Raw genomic sequence first — 19,029 nt, forward strand, 5'->3', positions numbered from 1 at the left:
ACGCTACTTCCCTTCACATCATCGTGACATTGTCACAAAGATAACACTTTCTTTCCGCCAGTGTGCGCATTACCCTGTCGAACCCATAAAACATAGATTTCTGTTTTTGTTATGCAACGATTTGTTCTGATTTTACTGACTCTGGTTCTACTCGGCCCTCTGGGCATCGACATTTATTTACCGCTTATTCCTGCCATCGCCGTGGCGCTGAACAGCCCTGAATCGCTGATTCAATCCACCGTCGCACTGTTTATTCTGATCATGGGATTAGGCCAACTGCTAGCAGGGCCGCTGGTCGATAAATACGGTCGACGCCCTATGGCGCTGGCTGGCGTGATTATCTACCTCATCGGTGCGATCATGGCCGCGCTAGCCACCAGCGCCACGCTATTCGTCCTCTCACGTCTTTTTCAGGGGCTGGCCGTCTGCTGTACCGCCGTCGCCATTTTCAGCAGCGTGCGTGACAAACTGAACGGCGACGATGCCGCCAGAACCTATGGCTTTCTTAACGGCACGCTGAACATTGTGCCGGCACTGGCTCCGCTCTTGGGTGGACTGTTGGCCGAAGCCTTCGGCTGGCGAGCCCCCTTCTGGTTCCTCGCGGGCTACAGCATTCTGGTACTGGCACTCGTCATCCGCTTTCTGCCTGAAACGCGCCCAGACTCAACGCTGCCCGTACACGGCTTGCCGCTGCGCCAATATGCACGTCTGTTATCCGATCGCCAGTTTCTGGGATTCGCCTCAGTCAATGCGGGTGCCATGGGGATGGCATTGACCTATGTCACCTTCTCTCCCGTGGTGTTGATGAATGAGGCCCGGCTCACGCCGCTTGAGTTTTCCATTGCCTTTGGCGTAAACGGTTTTTGGATCATGCTGGTCAGCTTCTTTGCAAATCGTATTATCCGCAAAGTCGGCCGACCGCGCTGTCTGGCTATCGGTAGCCTGCTGATGGGTGCAGGGTTTCTTTCGCTGCTTAGCGGCGTCGTTCTCTTACCCGAAGCGATGCAAAACACCTGGCCAACCTACATGCTGCCTGTCGCGCTGGCCTGTGCTGGTCTGGCATTTTTGATCGGGCCGTCCACCAGCTATGCGCTGGAGCCTTATTCTAATGAGGCGGGGATTGCGTCGGCGATGGTAGGATTTGTGCAGATGGCGGGCGGCGCGGCGCTGGGCCTGATTGCTATGGCCATTCCTCTGCCGTCAAAAGTATCACTGGCGCTGGTCATGCTCTGTGCCGCTCTGCTGGCGATACGCGCCCGCCTGCTTACGCGGCACCATAAGAGCAGCATTACATCGCTGCCCCGTACGTAGTTCAAAAATAAGTAGTTCAAAACTCAGTAGTTCAAACCTAACGAGCATACCTTTCCACGGACAAATCATCGGCTTCAATCTCCGGTGATTTGTTCGACAGAATATCCGCCAGCAATTTCCCCGATCCACAGGCCATCGTCCAGCCCAACGTGCCATGTCCCGTATTCAGGTACAGATTTTTCAGCGGCGAGCGCCCTACCAGCGGCGTGCCGTCCGGTGTCATCGGACGCAATCCCGTCCAGAAGGTTGCTTGCTCAATCGGGCCGCAGTGAGGATAGAGATCGCGCACCACCATTTCCAACGTTTCACGGCGCTTGGGATTCAGCTCGGTGTTGAAACCCACGACCTCTGCCATGCCTCCGACGCGAATGCGACGATCAAAGCGAGTAATCGCTATTTTATAGGTTTCATCCAGTACGGTAGAAACCGGTGCAAAAGCGTCATCCGCCAGCGGAATCGTCAGTGAATAGCCTTTCAGCGGATAAACCGGAATATCGAACCACTGACGCAGTAATCCGGTGGAATAGGAGCCGCAGGCCATCACATAGGCATCTGCCACGATCATTTCATCGTCACATTGGACGCCCGTGACGCTTTGCCCTTCCACCCGCAACTGGCGAACGTTACGCCCCAGCTTAAAGGTGACACCGGCATCGGCAGCCATCGCCGCCAGTTGGCGAGTGAACAGCTGACAGTCGCCGGTCTCATCATGCGGTAAACGCAGCCCGCCAGTCAGTTTTCCCGCCACGTGTGCCAGCGCAGGTTCCACCGAGGCCAACTCATAACGCGTCAGCAGTTGATACGGTACGCCAGCCTCTTCCAGCACGGCGATATCGCGTGTCGCGTTTTCATACTGCTGCTCAGTGCGGAACAGTTGCAGCGTTCCACCTTGCCGACCCTCGTATTGGATACCGGTATCTCGCCGCAGCGCTTGCAGACAGTCGCGACTGTATTCCGCCAGACGCACCATCCGCGCTTTATTCGTTTTATAGTGGCGCGCGTCGCAGTTGAGCAACATTTGCCACATCCAGCACAGTTGTGCTGCCGTGAAGTCCGGCCGGATGGCCAACGGAGCATGACGCTGAAACATCCACTTTATCGCTTTCAGCGGTATTCCCGGCGCAGCCCAAGGTGCGGCATAGCCGGGGGAAATCTGTCCGGCATTTCCGGCGCTGGTTTCCAACGCGGGCTCCGGCTGCCTGTCGATCACGGTAACATCATGCCCTGCCTGCGCAAGATACCAGGCGGTACTTACACCAACGACGCCACTTCCCAGAATCACAACCCGCATGCTACCGCTCTCCCTTTCTCTCCGCTAAAGACCGTCTAATCTACTGGAAAAATGCTTATTTAATGGAATAAAACACTAGTTAAAAGGTAAAACTGAAGACTACTCTAGCATTTGGGAAGGAATTGTCACCAATCTCGACGATAACATTTATCTATTGTTATCTCTTCGATCCGCTGCTTCTCCATTGGGATCGTAACAAAATAACTGTGAAATCATTCACAAAATACGTATTCGTTTTTTAGCTGAAAAGCATAATAAAAATAAAAAAGGGGGAAATGTTAAAGTCCAGGTTAATTAATAAGTTAGTTGGATTGCTTATTTTTAAATCGTGATATTCATCACATCAATCGAATAATCAACATCACTGTCAAGACACTTAGCCCAGTAATTAAATACAAATTTGCGACATTCATCAAAAAAACGCCTTATCAGTTTAATAACATTGTGTTCACACAGTGGTTATTCATATTTCCAGAGGGCGACGATGAAAATTGGATTAGTCATTAGCGGCGGCGACGTTAGCGGAATAAATAACTTCATCTTTCAGGTGAATAGAATGACTGCCTCTGACATCGTCATTTTCGATGGTGGAATTAATGGCCTTATCGATAACTGCTGTAAAGTCCTCACTCGCCGCGATTTAGTGGATTATTCCATCTCGGCAATGCCCCTGATTACTTCAGGGAGAAAAACCGGAAAGTGTAGAAAAACAGACTATGAACAAATCGTCAAAAACATTCAAAAGCAAAAACTCGACGCGCTCATTATGGCTGGCGGAGATGGCTCATTTCAATTTTTAAAAAAACTCAGTCACTATGGCATTCATTGCTATGGCGTAGGCATGACGATTGATAATGACATTTCAGGGAATAGCTATACGATTGGTTTTTCTACCGCCTGCGAGCAAGTAATGAGTGAAGTAGAGAAATTACGAAATACAGGCCGGGGATTACAAGGCCGGGTGTTCATGATTGAATTACTCGGTGGATATTGTGGCGAATTAACCTTGCAGGCGGCATTAAAGAGCAATGCAGACATCGCACTCATTCCAGAATCACCGTGGGATATTGATAAATTATCACAATGTATTCGGGAGAAAATCGCAGAACAAAACAGCGTGATCATTTTATGCTCTGAAGGCTATACCCATGAGTATACTCCTGGCTTTCAGGGCGCTATCGATACCATTATCAAGAAACTAGAGCATAAGATTGGCATCCGTATCCGAAAAACCATTTTGGGATATGGTTTACGAAATGGCGCGCCCACCGGGGAAGAAATTATTCAGGGCACCCTATTAGCAGAAGAAGTGGTTCGGTGTATTAACGCCGGACTAACCAATAAAATTATCATTATCAATAATAACAACAAGGCTATTCCTATCGACCTGGAGGATTCCGAACGACGTTTGGTTGATGTCGACAGTCACTTTTATAAGCTCGCGAAAGCCCATCACCTTATATGAGGCCATGATTATGTTGAAAGTACTTTGCGTTTGCGGTTGTGGATTAGGTTCCAGTTTCGCTATCGAAATGACAGCCAAATCCGTACTAAAAAAATTAGGTATTGATGCAGAAATAAATCACACCACGATTTCAGAGGCCTCAGCCTTCAATTATGACGTTATCCTAACCCAGAAAATATTTGCTGACATTCTGAATAGCGATGCCAGTGAAGATGAGAAAAAAAGAGTCATCATTCTTAATAAATTGACTGATAAAGATGAAATAGAAGAAAAAATTTTAACTTATATCCAGGCTCATCAATAGCATGAGGTGAAAAATGAACACCGTTATCAATTTCATTGTGAAAGATTTATTAGGCCAGGCATCCATATTAATCGCGCTGATCGCCATGATCGGGTTGATTCTGCAGAAGAAATCAGTAGGAAAAATTGCAGAGGGAACCTTCAAGACGCTGCTGGGTTTCCTCATCATGATGGCAGGGATTAACATCATCGTTGATACCCTGACTTATTTGAACAACATATTTACCCAAGGCTTTGGCATGAAAGGCTACATCACCGATGTCGCCGCCATCGCCGGGTTGGCAAACCGCGAACTTGGGTCAGAAGTCGCGTTGACGCTCATGGTGATCTTTGCCGTTAACATCCTTATTGCACGCATTACTCCCTTTAAATATATCTTCCTAACGGGACAGGCTCTGCTGTGGATGGCAACCATCGGCACCGTGATCGGCTATAAATCAGGCTTGACCGGCGCGACACTGATCTTAACCGGAGGCATATTTGGCGGCATTATGGCCGTGCTGATGCCCGCGCTGGCGCAGCCGATTGTCCGTAAAATCACGAATTCCGATGATGTTGCACTGGGGCATTTTTGTACCATCGGGTATCTGGTGCAGGCCGCCGTCGCGCGGTTAGTCGGTAAAAATTCCAAATCCACGGAAGATTTAACGCTGCCTGATAATTTCAAATTCTTGCAGGATACCTACCTGTCGATGGCCGTGGTCATGGTGCCGATGTACCTCATCCCTGCCGTGGCGGCGGGACCGACCTACATCGCGCAGTACGCGAACGGCGTCAATTATCTGATGTATTCCTTCATGCAGTCCATGCAGTTTGTCGCAGGCGTTTTCGTTCTCTACAGCGGTGTCCGTCTGCTGCTTAATGAGCTGGTTCCCGCATTTCGAGGTATCGCCATGCGGCTGGTTCCTAACGCCAAACCCGCGTTGGATTGCCCGGTGCTCTTCCCCTATGCGCCCAACGCCGTGATTGTTGGCTTCCTCGCCACCACCGTCGGTTCCATTCTGGGAATGCTGATCTTCCCGATGTTTGGACTAGCGATGATTTTGCCAGGTTTATTGACCAACTTCTTTGCGGGCGGGACAGCGGGTATTTTCGGTAACGCCATGGGAGGACGGCGTGGCGCAGTCATCGGCGGCGTGGTTCATGGTCTTTTTATTACGCTCTTGCCCGCCATTCTGGTGCCATTACTGGAAGTCTTCGGATTTACTGGCGTCACCTTCAGTGATTCCGATGTCATCGGAACTGGCCTGATATTAGGACATGCCTTCCAGCAAGACTGGTTATTTGTCGCCGCCTTTGTCGCGTTCGTTGCCTTCATTGCTTTTATTGCGAATCGTAAACTATCGCAATAGCGTATTGGCCTGCTGTCATGATGCAAATAGCTTAAGGAGTCACTATGTTTTCTCTACTCAAACGCTTTTTATCCCCGGGTCCCGCTTCCGACCCGCGCGATAATAAGGATGACAATCGCATCAGGGAAATTGAGGAAGAATTAGCGGAGCTTGAGTCTCGCTTAGTTCAGGAACCGGCCCATAGTGAAACGCAAAAAGCGCTAATGATTAAATACAACCAGGCCATTCAGTTATTTTCTGCGCATCCTGACTATCGGGATCGCGTTGATCGTATTTTCATTCAGATAGATGAACTCAGAAATACCATTCGGAAAAATATATGAGGATTTATGAGCATAAAAAATTTCCTTTTGCAGCATGATTGCATTCAACTTGGCGTAATATGTGAGACATGGGAAGAGGCTATTTATTGCGCCGCGCAACCGTTAATTCGCGCAGGATGTATCACAAAGCACTATCCCATCGCGGTAATAGAAAACACGAAGGAATACGGGCCTTATTATGTTTTTGATGAAGGTATCGCTATTCCCCATGCGCGCCCCGAGTGTGGAGTTCAGGAGAATTGTTTTAGTTTACTGACACTCCAGACACCGCTCTCTATTCAGGGCAGTGAACCGGTGGATATTTTAATTATGTTCGGCGGCATTAACAGCGATGCGCATATTACAGAAGGCATCGCCTCAATCATCAATCTATTGGAAAAGGACGACATGCTCTCCCGTATTCGAAATGCCACTACGGCAGATGATATTGTCGGAGTATTATGAAAAAGCTTATTTTAGTAAATGGTATTCCCGCATCAGGGAAAAGCACGGTAGCACGTATTATTGCGGATGAATTGAGCTTCCCACGGTTAAGCCTTGATGAAATAAAAGAACCGTTCATGATGCAGTTCTGCGATGCAATTGATAGAACGTTAAACAGAAAACTGGGATATGCCGCCTATCAGGCCATGTTTAATATTGTTAGACAGGCGCCTGAAAATAGCATTCTGATTCTCGACGCCTGGTTTGGATTTCGCGAGAGATCCGTATTACAGGACTACCTGGCTTCGTGTGGCATCCACCATACGCTTGAAATATGGAATGCCATCTCATCCGAGCGGGTTGCGGCGCGATATCAAGCCAGAGTTAATGAAAGAATAAAAGGCCATCCCGGAAACGAGTATCTCCCGGAATTAATTTCACTCGCGCATCAGGCGAAACCGATGTGTATTGGAAAGTGTTACACGGTTGATCAGGATAAGGAAATTAATCATCAGGAATTAATTCAATGGATCAAAACACACCTGGATTAATCGCTTATTTATATTACTTTTTATGAGGGTAATTATTATGAACACCATGACAACAGCTGAACACCGAGGATATCAATTAATTTGTAACTCAACAGGCGCTATGATGGTTATTGCCTGCGATCAACGTGGCGGTATGCGAACATTATTAGCACCGACATCAGAAGCACAGGCCGCGATTACCAATGAAACATTAGGAAAAACAAAATATGACATCACTCGCTATCTGGCGGCGGAGGCAGGTTGTGTGCTGGTTGATCCGATCTGCGCCATACCGGGCCTGATAGACGAAGACATTCTGCCCCGCGATACGGGCCTGCTTATCGGGCTTGACGCGTCAGGCTGGGAAACAACGCCAGAAGGCTACCGCATCTCCACGATGGTTGAAGGCGTAACGGCACGTAAAGTGCGTGAATGGGGTGCCACCGGCGGAAAAATCATGATCTACCTTCGCCCGGATAGACCAGACGCCAATACCCAGAACCTTGCCACACTCCGTACCGTGATTCAGGATTTTGCGCAGGAAGATTTACTGCTCGTCGTCGAATTCCTGACCTATCCTCTGGAAAATGAATCTCGCGACGCCTATACCCGCCTCCTGCCCGAACTCATTCCCGCAGGCTGTCAGGCCTGTATCGACCAAGGCGCAAAGGTCTTAAAAATCCCTTACCCTGGATCGGATGAGGCCTGTGCACGCGTGACGGCACTCTGCGGTGATATTCCCTGGGCCGTCTTGTCTGCCGGCGTCGATCACGCGACGTTTCTCCCTCAGGTAGAGAGCGCGTTGAAAAATGGTGCCTCTGGCGTGATTGCCGGACGCTCTCTGTGGAAGGATTGCATCTCGCTCGATCGCAACGTTTCTAAAGAGAAGCTGTCTACCATTGCCGTTTCCCGCCTCAACGATATTCAGGCGCTGTTAAAACGGTATCAACACCGCTAGTTCTGGTGGTATTTCGCGCTCTCTCCGGGGAGCGCATTTCCCTATCAATCGACAGCGTAAGACCGGCTTCTTTTTTATCCCCTCAGCGACCTTTCTCCCTCAAATACGCTCAATTCGTCAATTGCCGCGTTTCCAAAGCTCAGCTATAACTAAATGAACAACGATGATTTTTTGACAGGAGCCAGCGGGAAGGCAGTAAACGAGATCTCACGTACAGACTTGCTATGTTAGGGGGCGCGCTGATGGCTATATCGACGGATAATCAGGTAAAAAAAACACTTCGCCTGAGTGATGGACCGGACTGGACGTTTGAGTTATTGCAGGTTTACCTTGATGAGATTGATCGGGTGGCGAAGCTGTATCGTCTGGCAACCTACCCTCATCAGATTGAAGTCATCACTTCAGAACAAATGATGGACGCCTACTCCAGTATAGGCATGCCGATCAACTATGCCCACTGGTCGTTCGGGAAGAAATTTATCGAAACCGAACAGCGCTACAAGCACGGGCAGCAGGGGCTGGCGTACGAAATCGTCATTAACTCCGATCCCTGTATCGCGTATTTGATGGAAGAGAACACGCTGCCGATGCAGGCGCTGGTGATGGCGCATGCCTGCTACGGACACAACTCGTTCTTCAAAGGCAACTACCTGTTCCGCAGTTGGACCGACGCCAGTTCCATCGTCGATTACCTGCTATTTGCCCGACAGTATATCGCGCAATGCGAAGAGCGTTATGGCGTGGACGAAGTGGAGCGTCTGCTAGATTCCTGCCATGCGCTCATGAATTACGGCGTTGACCGCTATAAACGTCCGCAGAAGATTTCGCTCGAAGAGGAAAAGTCCCGGCAGAAAAGCCGTGAGGCCTACCTGCAAAGCCAGGTTAACGATCTCTGGAAAACCTTACCGCGTCGCGAACAAGGTGCTGCCCCAGAGCAAGCCCGACGTTTTCCGCAAGAACCGCAGGAAAATCTGCTCTATTTTATGGAGAAAAACGCGCCTCTGCTGGAGCCCTGGCAGCGTGAGGTTCTGCGTATCGTGCGAAAAGTCAGCCAGTATTTTTATCCGCAGAAGCAGACTCAGGTGATGAATGAAGGCTGGGCGACGTTCTGGCACTACACCATTCTGAACCATCTCTATGATGAAGGTCGGGTCACCGAGCGCTTCATGATGGAGTTCCTGCACAGCCATACCAACGTGATCTATCAGCCGCCGTACAATAGTCCTTATTACAACGGGATTAATCCGTATGCGCTGGGCTTCGCGATGTTTCAGGACATCAAGCGTATTTGTCAGTCACCGACCGACGAAGATCGCTACTGGTTCCCCGATATCGCGGGCAAAGACTGGCTTGATACGCTGCATTTTGCGATGCAGAACTTCAAGGACGAGAGTTTCATCAGCCAGTTCCTGTCGCCTAAATTGATGCGTGATTTCCGGCTGTTTACGGTTCTGGACGACGATCGCAATAATTATCTGGAAATTGCCGCGATTCACGACGAAGAAGGCTATCGTTTGATCCGGCAGGAACTCTCCGCCCAGTACAACCTGAGCCATCTGGAACCGAACATTCAGGTCTGGAACGTGGATTTACGCGGTAATCGGGCGCTAACGCTGCGCTATGTCCCGCATAATCGCGCACCGCTGGATAAAAGTAGTCAGGAAGTGTTAAAGCACGTCCACCGCCTGTGGGGATTTGACGTCTATCTGGAGCAGGCTAACACGGATGGCAGCATCGAGTTGATTGAACGCTGCCCGCCGCGTAACGGGACGGCAGCCACATAACGAAACTCGGTTCACAGGTCAGCGATACGACGCAAGAAAAAGGGGATTCAGGCAACAACCTGAATCCCCTTTTCATATTTCACAATGACGCAGCGGTATGAGTCTTAGCGGCGTACTTCCGCGATATCCCGTGGGATCGCGCTCTGCATACTGTGCCAGATCGCCCCACTTTCTTTACCGTAATGCCTGACGACATCCATCACCTGATCGTAGAGTTCTTCGCTGCGCAACGTTTCCAACCGACCGTAAAAATTCACCGCCAGCTTGCGGGCTTCCGGATTGGAGAAATAGTAACGCCCTACGCGAATATACAGCCCTTTCAGGCCGTTCAGGATCAGACCATAAATCGGATTGCCAGAGGCAAAGGCCAAACCTCGGAACACGTTGTAGTCAAGCTGCGCAAAGGCTTCCGCGCTATCGTCTACCGCACTTGCCTGAGTTAATACATCCCGCACTTTTTCCGGATTATGGCGTAGCGCCGTCCGAATAAAAATCGCGGCAATGTTGGTGCGCACGGCCAGCAGGTTATCAATCAGTTGCGGCACGCTATCGTGATCGAGTCGCGCCAGCGTTTCCAGAATATTGAGCCCGGAGGTTTCCCAAAAGTTGTTAATCTTTGTGGGTTTCCCGTGCTGTATCGTCAGCCAGCCATCGCGGGCCAGGCGCTGAAGTACTTCACGCAGGGTAGTACGGGTCACGCCAATCAGTTCGGAAAGCTCTCTTTCCGCGGGCAAAATAGAGCCAGGAGGAAAGCGGTTATTCCATATACTTTCGATAATGTATTCTTCCGCGAATCCAGCCGGACTTTGCGCCTTTATAACCATGTGTTTGATAATCCGTAGCGGTGATTGCCGAAAAAAGCCAAGTCATAATACCAGACGAAAGAATCATGATATAGCGCCGCACTCGGGCACCGAACCATTTCAATGAAAAATTGTGACTGCAAACCGCCCTCTCGCGGCGTAGAACGGTAGACTTCTGCCCGTTTGTAAAGTTTTTACGATATGATAAAAACCATCAAACTATTCTAACGAATAAGGATTCTCCTTCCATTATGATCGGCCAGCCCCTTCACCGCACGCTGTTAAAAAATTTTCTGGGATACGCGCCAGACTGGTACAAATTGACTATTTTTTGCTTCTTGCTGATTAATCCGCTGCTGTTCTATTTTGTCAGCCCGTTTTGGGCCGGTTGGTTACTCGTCGTGGAGTTTATTTTTACGCTAGGCATGGCGCTGAAATGTTATCCGTTACAGCCTGGCGGCCTGCTGGCACTACAGGCCATTCTCATCGGTATGACCAGCCCGCAGCAGGTATGGCATGAAGTCACGGGGAATATTGAAGTCCTCATGCTGCTGGTGTTTATGGTGGCAGGCATCTACTTCATGAAGCAACTGCTGCTCTTTGTGTTTACCAAACTGCTGCTGCGCATTCATTCCAAGACGCTGCTTTCACTTGCTTTCTGTATCGCCGCTGCCTTTCTTTCCGCGTTCCTTGATGCGCTGACCGTGATTGCCGTTGTTATCAGCGTCGCTATCGGGTTTTATGGTATTTATCACCGCTTCGCTTCCCAACAGGGTGAAGACGAGGCCGATATCAGCGATGACAGCGCGCTAAGCAGCGAGGAGCATCATCGTACGCTGGAGCAATTCCGGGCATTCTTGCGCAGCCTGCTCATGCACGCTGGCGTCGGTACAGCACTCGGCGGCGTGATGACCATGGTTGGTGAACCTCAGAACCTGATTATCGCGAAAAGCGCAGGCTGGGATTTCGTCAGCTTCTTCCTGCGTATGTCACCCGTGACTGTCCCGGTGTTTATTTGCGGTATTCTGACCTGCGTGCTGGTTGAGCGTTTTAAACTCTTCGGCTACGGCGTAAACCTGCCAGACAACGTGCGCCGCGTGCTTGAGGATTACGATCGGGAAATGACAGAAAAGCGCACGCCGCAGGATAAAGCGCGTTTGCTCGTGCAGGCGGTGATTGGCGTCTGGCTCATCGTCGCGCTGGCGTTTCACCTGGCTGAGGTCGGGTTGATCGGCCTTTCCGTGATTATTATGGCGACGACGTTCTGCGGCGTGACCGAAGAACATGCCATTGGTAAAGCGTTTCAGGATGCCATGCCGTTTACCGCGCTGCTGACGGTCTTCTTTGCGATCGTCGCGGTGATTATCGACCAGCAGCTGTTTTCACCGATTATCCACTACGTCCTGCAATCTTCTGAGAGCGCGCAGCTGACGCAGTTTTATCTGTTCAACGGCCTGCTCTCCTCGATATCGGATAATGTCTTCGTTGGCTCGGTTTATATTAACGAAGCGCGCAACGCCTTTGAAAACGGCAAAATCTCGCTACCCCAGTTTGAGTTGCTCGCTGTCGCGATCAATACCGGCACCAATCTGCCTTCCGTCGCCACGCCGAATGGGCAAGCGGCGTTTCTGTTCTTGCTGACGTCCTCTCTGGCACCGCTGATCCGTTTATCTTACGGGCGCATGGTGATCATGGCATTGCCTTATACCATTGTGATGACCCTAGTCGGGTTACTTTGCGTTGAATTCACGCTGGTACCGTTCACCGACTTTTTGATGAATAAACAATGGATTTCTTTGCCAGACTTGACCATATCGGGCAGTCACTCATAATCACGATCGTGTATAGTAATCGCGGCAGCGACAATTTCGGCCTTGATGATGTTATCAATACGATTTTCGCCGCCGTAAAATGACAGAAAAAGCATCAAATAAACATATCGTTACGTTTTGCACAGTGAAATGATGGCAGTGAAGCCTGAACGGTTTACACTGCTGCTTTAATCATGTTTAGCATGGAATATTTTTATGTTGCGATTTCTTAATCGTTGCTCACGCGGGCGTGGTGCGTGGCTGCTGCTGGCGTTTACTGCTTTAGCGTTGGAATTGACCGCGCTCTATTTTCAGCATGTGATGTTATTAAAACCGTGCGTGCTGTGTATCTATCAGCGCTGTGCGCTGTGGGGCGTGTTCGCGGCAGGTATTGTTGGTGCCATCGCGCCATCAACGGCGTTGCGTTACCCAGCCATCGCGCTATGGATATACAGTTCTTACGAAGGGGTCCGACTGGCATGGAAACACACGGATATTTTGTTAAATCCGTCGCCGTTTACCACCTGTGATTTCTTTGTCAGCTTCCCGTCATGGTTGCCTTTGGACAAATGGCTTCCGGCCATTTTCAATGCGACAGGTGATTGCTCAGTACGTCAGTGGGAATTCCTTTCCATGGAAATGCCACAATGGCTGCTTGGTATCTTCGCCGCTTATCTGTTGATTGCCGTGCTGGTCTTGATCGCTCAACCTTTCCGCCCCAAGCGTCGCGACCTCTTCAGCCGTTAATTATATATACCCTAAATAATTCGAGTTTCAGGAAGGCGGCAAGCGAAGGAATCCCGATGAGCTTACTCAAGTAAGTGATTCGGGTGACTGAACGCAGCCAACGCACATGCAACTTGAAGTATGACGGGTATAGGCCGAAAAGCCCGACAATATGTCGGGCTTCTGGTAACTGTTTCTACGCTTCACAGGCTTGTGCTACCCCTCACTGCTGTGGTCGGTAGATATCGCGATAGTGACCTAATCTTTCGTTAAAAAAAGGTCTTTTTTCCTGCGGGATTCTTCGTGATATTTCATCTGCGTCGATCTTTTTTTCCTGACTTTCCATAAAAGCAATGGTGGAGGCAGCAAAATCGGTGTACTGCTCGCTGTACTCAAGAATGATTTTCTCAAAGTTAATCACATGCTCTCCCTCCTTCTGGTTTAACTGCTTTAAAATTATACAACACGTCATGATTTGTGCCGGAGATGACAGCATGATTCGCACAATGAAAAAGAGAAATGTGAAGTGACAGGCAAAAAGCAGAGGGGACGACGAATGCACGCTGATTATCGCCCCCGATAAAAAGCCCCTCTTCTGAGTGATTCAGATTGAGGGGGCTTCTTGTTTTAACCAGATAACCGCCTGGCGCCGAACAGAAACTATCGCGCCCACTCAGGTTTATTTAAAATGTGGTCCTGCCAGTCCACCACTTCACTCTCACGCACGGCGATATGGCGCACGGAGATACGCTCACGGTGCATCGTCGTTTTAGTACCACAGACCAGCGGGTGCCACTGCGGTAAATCTTCACGCTCATGAATCAGGCGATAAGCACAGGTCGCGGGTAGCCAGTTAAACGTCAGCAGATTTTCGCGTGTTAGCTTGATGCAGTCCGGCTCGTATTCGAAGCGTTTCTCATAGTTACGGCACTGACAGCTTTTAATATTCAGTTGATTACAGGCGACGTTGGTAAAGTAGATTTCCTCCGTATCCTCATCAATCAGTTTATGCAAACAGCACTGACCGCAGCCATCGCACAGCGACTCCCATTCATCGTCAGACATCTCAGACAACGTTTTTTGCTGCCAAAAAGGGCGTTCAGTCATGTCTCTTCCAGTTACCTTAGTTGTTAAATCGATAGCGTTGTAAATAAAGATACGTGATTCTGGCGGGCGCGGCGGGGAAATACTGCTGCCCGTCTTCAACACGGGCAGCCAGGGGAGCGTTAGATAATACGCGTGCTTAACGTCCGGTCATTGACCGTAATCGTCAGCATATCGCCAGACAGGATCGGACCGACCCCTTTTGGCGTACCCGTTAAAATAATATCGCCCGCGCGCAGCGTAAAGAAACGACTCATGTAAGCAATCAGCGGCAGAATCGGCGTAATCATATCACGCGTGTTGCCCTGCTGGCGCACTTCATCATTCACTTTTACACCCAGATCGGTTTGCTGCGGATCGCCAAACTCGGCAACCGGAATAAAACCGGAGATCGGGCAGGAACCGTCAAACGCTTTGGCTTTTTCCCACGGCTGACCCGCTTTTTTGAAGTCGGACTGCAAATCACGCAGCGTCAGATCCAGTGCCACACCATAACCCGCAATCGCCCGAGCAACGCGTTCTTCATTCGCCTGCTTTAACGGCGTACCGATCAGCACAGCCAGTTCGACTTCGTGGTGAACCGAACCCAGATTTTTAGGGATGGCAACGGGCTGGCGTAAGTCACACAGTGCGGTTTCAGGCTTGATGAATAAAACGGGCTCGCTCGGGGTCGCGCTGCCCATTTCTTTGATGTGTTCTGAGTAGTTGCTCCCGACGCAAACGACTTTATTTACGGGGAAATCAAGCAGCGCGCCCTGCCAGTCTCTGTGTTGATACATGGGTATTCTCCTGCCCTGTCTGTTGGATTATCGCTGCTTTCGTGGCACAGAACACGACCAAAAGGAAAACAGCTATATAAGAACACGATGGTGCAAAACCATCGTTATATCATCGCAGCGGGGGTTACCCCAACAGATTTCAGGTGAGCGAGGCTGGGGAGCCTATGAGGGAGAAACGAAGCCCTATCCCATCCAAAAGGGAAACAATTAAATTGTGGCGAGGTAAAACTCAAAAAGTGAATATTTATCGCGCGGAATATCCTGCAAACGGCTGAGATATTCCACGCTAAATTATGTTTGCGGCTTTATCTGAAAGTACGCCTTGGTATTATTTTTTTACACTTATACCGGCGTGTTTAATAAGCTCTCGACCGGTGGAGGAACTTGCAGATAAAAGCCCTGTTCCTGTAGCGCAAGTTTCACTTTTTCTATATCGGCATTCGCCAGTTTTTTACGCCCATCCAGCGGTAAAACCATGGCTAACTGCGGCACGCCGAAACTTTTCATTAATTCTTCCGGCACACGTGAGAAATCGTCTTTTTTTTCAACATAAAGATAGGTCTGATCGCGTTTAGCACTTCGATAGATCACACAAAACATTTTTTTTACTCTATTTGATGGGAATGCCATCTTGCCTGTATATAATTGTGACTATAACATGCTTACAGCGCTCTGGAATATCATGCCTTAAATGTTACTCTAGGGATTAAAAGATGCTGAAACTGAGTCAGGATAGATGTCACAAACGCCAATAGAGCTAAAAGGCAGCAGCTTTACCTTATCGGTTGTTCATTTGCATGATTCCCAACCCGAGGTAATTTACCAGGCACTACAGGAAAAAATAGAGCAAGCGCCTGCTTTCCTGAAAAATGCCCCCGTTGTCATTAATGTTGCTGCATTAACAGCGGAAACCGACTGGATAAAATTGCAGCAGGCCATTTCGTCAACCGGCCTGCATGTTGTTGGCGTCAGCGGATGTACCGACGACGCATTAAAGAAAACCATTGCGCAGGCGGGGCTTCCCCTTCTGAGCGAAGGTAAAGCACAACGCCGGGTAGTCGAACCCGTCGCCGCCGTTCCTGCTGCGGTGAAAACGAAAGTCATCAGCACCCCCGTTCGCTCCGGCCAACAGATCTACGCCCGGAACAGTGACTTAATCATCACAAGCAGCGTTAGCGCGGGTGCTGAGGTAATTGCCGATGGCAATATTCATATTTACGGCATGATGCGCGGCCGAGCCCTTGCAGGCGTTTCTGGCGATGTTCAGAGCCAGATATTCTGTACGCATCTGGCCGCAGAACTGGTCTCGATTGCTGGCCGTTACTGGCTGAGTGATCAGATTCCTGAACCGTATTTTGGGCAGCCAGCACGGATCAATCTGAACCAGCTGGACAATGTTTTAACGATAAAACCTCTAGACTAGAATCTCCCAAGGAAACATTTATGGCACGCATCATTGTTGTTACATCGGGTAAAGGGGGCGTTGGCAAGACCACATCAAGCGCGGCCATTGCTACCGGTTTAGCCCAGAAAGGAAAAAAGACGGTTGTCATCGATTTTGACATTGGTCTGCGTAACCTCGACCTGATCATGGGATGTGAGCGTCGCGTGGTGTACGACTTCGTCAACGTTATTCAGGGTGATGCCACGCTGAATCAGGCGCTGATCAAAGATAAGAGAACGGATAATCTCTACATTCTTCCAGCGTCGCAAACGCGTGATAAAGATGCGTTAACGCATGAAGGCGTAGAGAAAGTGCTCAACGATCTGGGCGACATGGAATTTGATTTTATCGTGTGTGATTCACCCGCCGGGATTGAAACGGGTGCGTTGATGGCGCTCTATTTCGCTGACGAAGCGATTATCACCACCAACCCGGAAGTCTCTTCCGTTCGCGACTCCGACCGTATTCTGGGCATTCTGTCTTCGAAATCACGTCGTGCAGAGCGTTCTGAAGATCCGATCAAAGAGCATTTGCTGTTGACGCGCTACAACCCAGGCCGGGTAAGCCGTGGCGACATGCTGAGCATGGAAGACGTTCTTGAAATTCTGCGAATTCCGCTGGTTGGCGTGATCCCAGAAGACCAATCCGTACTCCGCGCCTCTAACCAGGGCGAACCCGTCATTCTGGATGCGGAAGCCGATGCAGGTAAAGCCTACGCGGATACCGTTGAACGTCTGCTTGGTGAAGAGCGTCCTTTCCGTTTTGTTGAAGAAGAGAAGAAGGGTTTCCTTAAACGACTTTTTGGGGGATAAATTATGGCTTTACTGGACTTCTTTCTGTCCCGCAAAAAAACGACAGCCAATATTGCCAAGGAACGGCTGCAAATTATTGTCGCGGAGCGACGCCGGGGAGATAGCGAGCCCCATTATCTGCCGCAATTAAAGCGAGACATTCTTGAGGTTATCTGTAGATATGTACAGATTGATCCTGAGATGGTGACGGTTCAGCTTGAGCAAAAAGGAGATGATATTTCCGTGCTTGAGTTGAACGTTACATTACCGGAAGCGGAAGAAACGCCTAAATGATTTTTCTGCTGTGATATCCCCTGCTTTTACGTAGGGGATATCTATTCCGCATACATTCAAATGACTGACGTCAGTAAATCATCGGTATTTTTGCCTCTCCGTTCCACCTGCGTAATACCCAAATGATTTACATTAAACTGTATATTTAGCCAGTCTTTTATTTCTTACTTTTGTTTTTCACCGTATTCTTATCACCCTATTTGCTGCTTTTTTTCATGATTGCATCATCACAGCAAATAAGGCTTATTGATAAGACGTGTTTATCGGTGATTAATAACCCTGCACAATTTCACGCAGTTCATCGCCATATAACTGGCCACGCCAGCCAGACAACATTTCCGGCATTCCTGCATCTTGCCCGCTTAATTTCCAGTGCCAGTTCAGCAGACGATTAATTTGGCGACGTGAAGCCAATAGCTCGGCGGATAATCCACTCTGTTCACTCACACGTTGCACCAGCACTTTGATATCTTTAAACGCTTTTTTATAACCGGGATAGTCGATCAAATTAATCACCGGCGGTGGACAATCCGCGTCAGCAAGGCCCTCCGTCTGTGCAACACAATCCAGCAGCGTTTTGCCGTGGTAGCGAATTTCCGGGCCGCTCAGCCCCAGCGAGCTCAGTTCACCCAGCGAAGTCGGCAGACAACGCGCCACCTGCAACAGGTTCTCTTCACGTACGACAAAATTCACCGCGCTGTCTCGCTCACGCGCTTTACGCAAGCGCCACTCAGCCAGACGTTGAAGGCAAGCCAGATGTCGGCCACGCAGCTGCCAGGCGTTGCCAAATTCGCGATAGGCCAGTGCCGGTGCCAAAATATCCTGTTTACGCTGACACAGCAGGAGACACTCATCCAGCGCCGCGTTCATCCACCCCGCGGCTTCCGTATCCGCCACCAGTTGAATGGCCATCGGCAGCAGATAGAACACATCAGCAGCGGCGTAATCGCACTGTTTTTCGCTCAGCGGACGAGCAAGCCAGTCCGTTCTCGACTCGCTTTTATCCAGCGTCACGCCCATGTAGTCGGCCACCAGCGCAGCAAATCCATAAGAAAGCGGCTTGCCTAAAAATGCGGCCAGAATCTGTGTATCGATGAAAGGCGTCGGCAGCGTGCCAAACGCATTGAGAAACACTTCCAGATCTTCGCTGCCCGCATGCAGGAATTTAGTGACCTGTTCGTCACGCAGTAACGCCTGAAAGGGTGCCCAGTCGGTAATCGTTAACGGGTCGATAAGTGAAAGCTGTTCGCCGTCATACAATTGAATCAACCCTAATTGCGGGTAATACGTGCGGGTTCTGACGAACTCCGTGTCCAATGCCACCTGCGGAAAGCGTCGCGCCTGGGAGCAAACCTGTTGTAACCCGATGTCGGAAGTGATCAACTGATAATTCAAAACGTCATTCTCTTGGTTGTTTTTACTTTACGGTTCTGGGTCAAATCCGTATCGCCGTAAAAATTCCCGGCGGACATTTTTAACGTCGCAAGCGACGGCCCATAGGGTGACGAGTACAAGCTCGCCATAAAAAAGAACGCCG

General features: G+C 49.7%; 21 protein-coding genes. 14 read left to right on the forward strand and 7 right to left on the reverse strand.

All coding sequences use genetic code 11. The features are described 5' to 3' along the window. The first annotated feature begins 111 nt into the window (after positions 1 to 111). Positions 112 to 1,311: a multidrug effflux MFS transporter gene (locus tag MYB54_RS11760; RefSeq protein ID WP_180788787.1), complete on the forward strand. Its 1,200-nt coding sequence runs from the start codon at positions 112 to 114 to the stop codon at positions 1,309 to 1,311. Between the two features lie 37 nt (positions 1,312 to 1,348). Here MYB54_RS11760 and MYB54_RS11765 read toward each other — a convergent pair whose 3' ends face one another. Then, the gene (locus MYB54_RS11765) at positions 1,349 to 2,602 is read right to left on the reverse strand and encodes a D-amino acid dehydrogenase (protein WP_205592802.1); all 1,254 of its coding nucleotides are present in this window, start codon (positions 2,600 to 2,602) and stop codon (positions 1,349 to 1,351) included. A gap of 484 nt (positions 2,603 to 3,086) precedes the next feature. Here MYB54_RS11765 and MYB54_RS11770 point away from each other — a divergent pair, with 484 nt between their 5' ends. The 8 genes from MYB54_RS11770 to MYB54_RS11805 all read left to right on the forward strand — a co-directional run bounded on the left by MYB54_RS11770 (position 3,087) and on the right by MYB54_RS11805 (position 9,740). Then, on the forward strand, positions 3,087 to 4,067 hold the full coding sequence (locus tag MYB54_RS11770; protein WP_205592801.1) for a 6-phosphofructokinase: 981 nt from the start codon (positions 3,087 to 3,089) through the stop codon (positions 4,065 to 4,067). Between the two features lie 10 nt (positions 4,068 to 4,077). Beyond that, complete coding sequence (locus tag MYB54_RS11775; RefSeq protein WP_039288047.1) at positions 4,078 to 4,371, forward strand: PTS sugar transporter subunit IIB; 294 nt, start codon at positions 4,078 to 4,080, stop codon at positions 4,369 to 4,371. 13 nt (positions 4,372 to 4,384) lie between these two features. Then, positions 4,385 to 5,722, forward strand: a complete 1,338-nt coding sequence (locus MYB54_RS11780; protein ID WP_014915314.1) for a PTS sugar transporter subunit IIC — start codon at positions 4,385 to 4,387, stop codon at positions 5,720 to 5,722. Between the two features lie 44 nt (positions 5,723 to 5,766). After that, positions 5,767 to 6,045: a hypothetical protein gene (locus tag MYB54_RS11785; protein ID WP_205545537.1), complete on the forward strand. Its 279-nt coding sequence runs from the start codon at positions 5,767 to 5,769 to the stop codon at positions 6,043 to 6,045. 6 nt (positions 6,046 to 6,051) lie between these two features. After that, positions 6,052 to 6,489: a PTS sugar transporter subunit IIA gene (locus MYB54_RS11790; RefSeq protein WP_205545536.1), complete on the forward strand. Its 438-nt coding sequence runs from the start codon at positions 6,052 to 6,054 to the stop codon at positions 6,487 to 6,489. Beyond that, complete coding sequence (locus tag MYB54_RS11795; protein ID WP_205545535.1) at positions 6,486 to 7,019, forward strand: P-loop nucleotide/nucleoside kinase family protein; 534 nt, start codon at positions 6,486 to 6,488, stop codon at positions 7,017 to 7,019. The genes MYB54_RS11790 and MYB54_RS11795 overlap by 4 nt, the downstream gene beginning before the upstream one ends. Before the next feature lie 37 nt (positions 7,020 to 7,056). Then, positions 7,057 to 7,956, forward strand: a complete 900-nt coding sequence (locus tag MYB54_RS11800) for a tagatose-bisphosphate aldolase (protein WP_040038184.1) — start codon at positions 7,057 to 7,059, stop codon at positions 7,954 to 7,956. 242 nt (positions 7,957 to 8,198) lie between these two features. After that, positions 8,199 to 9,740: a SpoVR family protein gene (locus MYB54_RS11805; RefSeq protein ID WP_039279593.1), complete on the forward strand. Its 1,542-nt coding sequence runs from the start codon at positions 8,199 to 8,201 to the stop codon at positions 9,738 to 9,740. A 104-nt stretch (positions 9,741 to 9,844) separates the two neighbouring features. On the opposite strand, the gene fadR is transcribed toward MYB54_RS11805, so the two are convergent. Next, positions 9,845 to 10,564 carry a fatty acid metabolism transcriptional regulator FadR gene (fadR, locus tag MYB54_RS11810; protein WP_010275449.1) on the reverse strand — a complete coding sequence of 240 codons (720 nt, stop codon included), beginning with the start codon at positions 10,562 to 10,564 and terminating at the stop codon, positions 9,845 to 9,847. A gap of 230 nt (positions 10,565 to 10,794) precedes the next feature. On the opposite strand from fadR, the gene nhaB reads away from it, so the two are divergent. Both nhaB and dsbB read left to right on the forward strand, forming a co-directional pair. Continuing rightward, positions 10,795 to 12,375 carry a sodium/proton antiporter NhaB gene (nhaB, locus tag MYB54_RS11815; RefSeq protein WP_205592799.1) on the forward strand — a complete coding sequence of 527 codons (1,581 nt, stop codon included), beginning with the start codon at positions 10,795 to 10,797 and terminating at the stop codon, positions 12,373 to 12,375. Positions 12,376 to 12,570: 195 nt separating this feature from the next. Beyond that, on the forward strand, positions 12,571 to 13,101 hold the full coding sequence (dsbB, locus tag MYB54_RS11820; protein WP_039286627.1) for a disulfide bond formation protein DsbB: 531 nt from the start codon (positions 12,571 to 12,573) through the stop codon (positions 13,099 to 13,101). Between the two features lie 202 nt (positions 13,102 to 13,303). On the opposite strand, the gene MYB54_RS11825 is transcribed toward dsbB, so the two are convergent. From MYB54_RS11825 to MYB54_RS11840, 4 genes are all read right to left on the reverse strand, one after another. After that, entirely contained in the window at positions 13,304 to 13,501 is a 198-nt protein-coding gene (locus MYB54_RS11825; protein ID WP_010275471.1) for a DNA polymerase III subunit theta, read from the reverse strand. Between the two features lie 239 nt (positions 13,502 to 13,740). Continuing rightward, positions 13,741 to 14,187 carry a cysteine cluster protein YcgN gene (gene ycgN, locus MYB54_RS11830; RefSeq protein WP_248720807.1) on the reverse strand — a complete coding sequence of 149 codons (447 nt, stop codon included), beginning with the start codon at positions 14,185 to 14,187 and terminating at the stop codon, positions 13,741 to 13,743. A gap of 119 nt (positions 14,188 to 14,306) precedes the next feature. Further along, the gene (locus MYB54_RS11835) at positions 14,307 to 14,963 is read right to left on the reverse strand and encodes a fumarylacetoacetate hydrolase family protein (RefSeq protein ID WP_010275479.1); all 657 of its coding nucleotides are present in this window, start codon (positions 14,961 to 14,963) and stop codon (positions 14,307 to 14,309) included. A 342-nt stretch (positions 14,964 to 15,305) separates the two neighbouring features. After that, positions 15,306 to 15,563 (reverse strand): YcgL domain-containing protein, encoded by a 258-nt coding sequence (locus tag MYB54_RS11840; protein WP_039464169.1) that lies wholly within the window; start codon positions 15,561 to 15,563, stop codon positions 15,306 to 15,308. 136 nt (positions 15,564 to 15,699) lie between these two features. Here MYB54_RS11840 and minC point away from each other — a divergent pair, with 136 nt between their 5' ends. From minC to minE, 3 genes are read left to right on the forward strand one after another with little or no spacing between them, the layout of a single operon-like run. Then, positions 15,700 to 16,386 (forward strand): septum site-determining protein MinC, encoded by a 687-nt coding sequence (minC, locus tag MYB54_RS11845; RefSeq protein WP_039500867.1) that lies wholly within the window; start codon positions 15,700 to 15,702, stop codon positions 16,384 to 16,386. Between the two features lie 20 nt (positions 16,387 to 16,406). After that, on the forward strand, positions 16,407 to 17,219 hold the full coding sequence (minD, locus tag MYB54_RS11850; RefSeq protein ID WP_010299911.1) for a septum site-determining protein MinD: 813 nt from the start codon (positions 16,407 to 16,409) through the stop codon (positions 17,217 to 17,219). Positions 17,220 to 17,222: 3 nt separating this feature from the next. Then, positions 17,223 to 17,492 carry a cell division topological specificity factor MinE gene (gene minE / locus MYB54_RS11855; RefSeq protein WP_005968801.1) on the forward strand — a complete coding sequence of 90 codons (270 nt, stop codon included), beginning with the start codon at positions 17,223 to 17,225 and terminating at the stop codon, positions 17,490 to 17,492. A 270-nt stretch (positions 17,493 to 17,762) separates the two neighbouring features. Here the strand turns inward: minE and rnd are convergent, their stop codons facing one another. Beyond that, complete coding sequence (gene rnd, locus MYB54_RS11860) at positions 17,763 to 18,887, reverse strand: ribonuclease D (protein ID WP_205604885.1); 1,125 nt, start codon at positions 18,885 to 18,887, stop codon at positions 17,763 to 17,765. Positions 18,888 to 19,029 lie beyond the last annotated feature (142 nt).

The organism is Pectobacterium nicotianae, from assembly GCF_023272715.1.
GTDB classification, from domain to species: Bacteria; Pseudomonadota; Gammaproteobacteria; order Enterobacterales; family Enterobacteriaceae; genus Pectobacterium; species Pectobacterium brasiliense.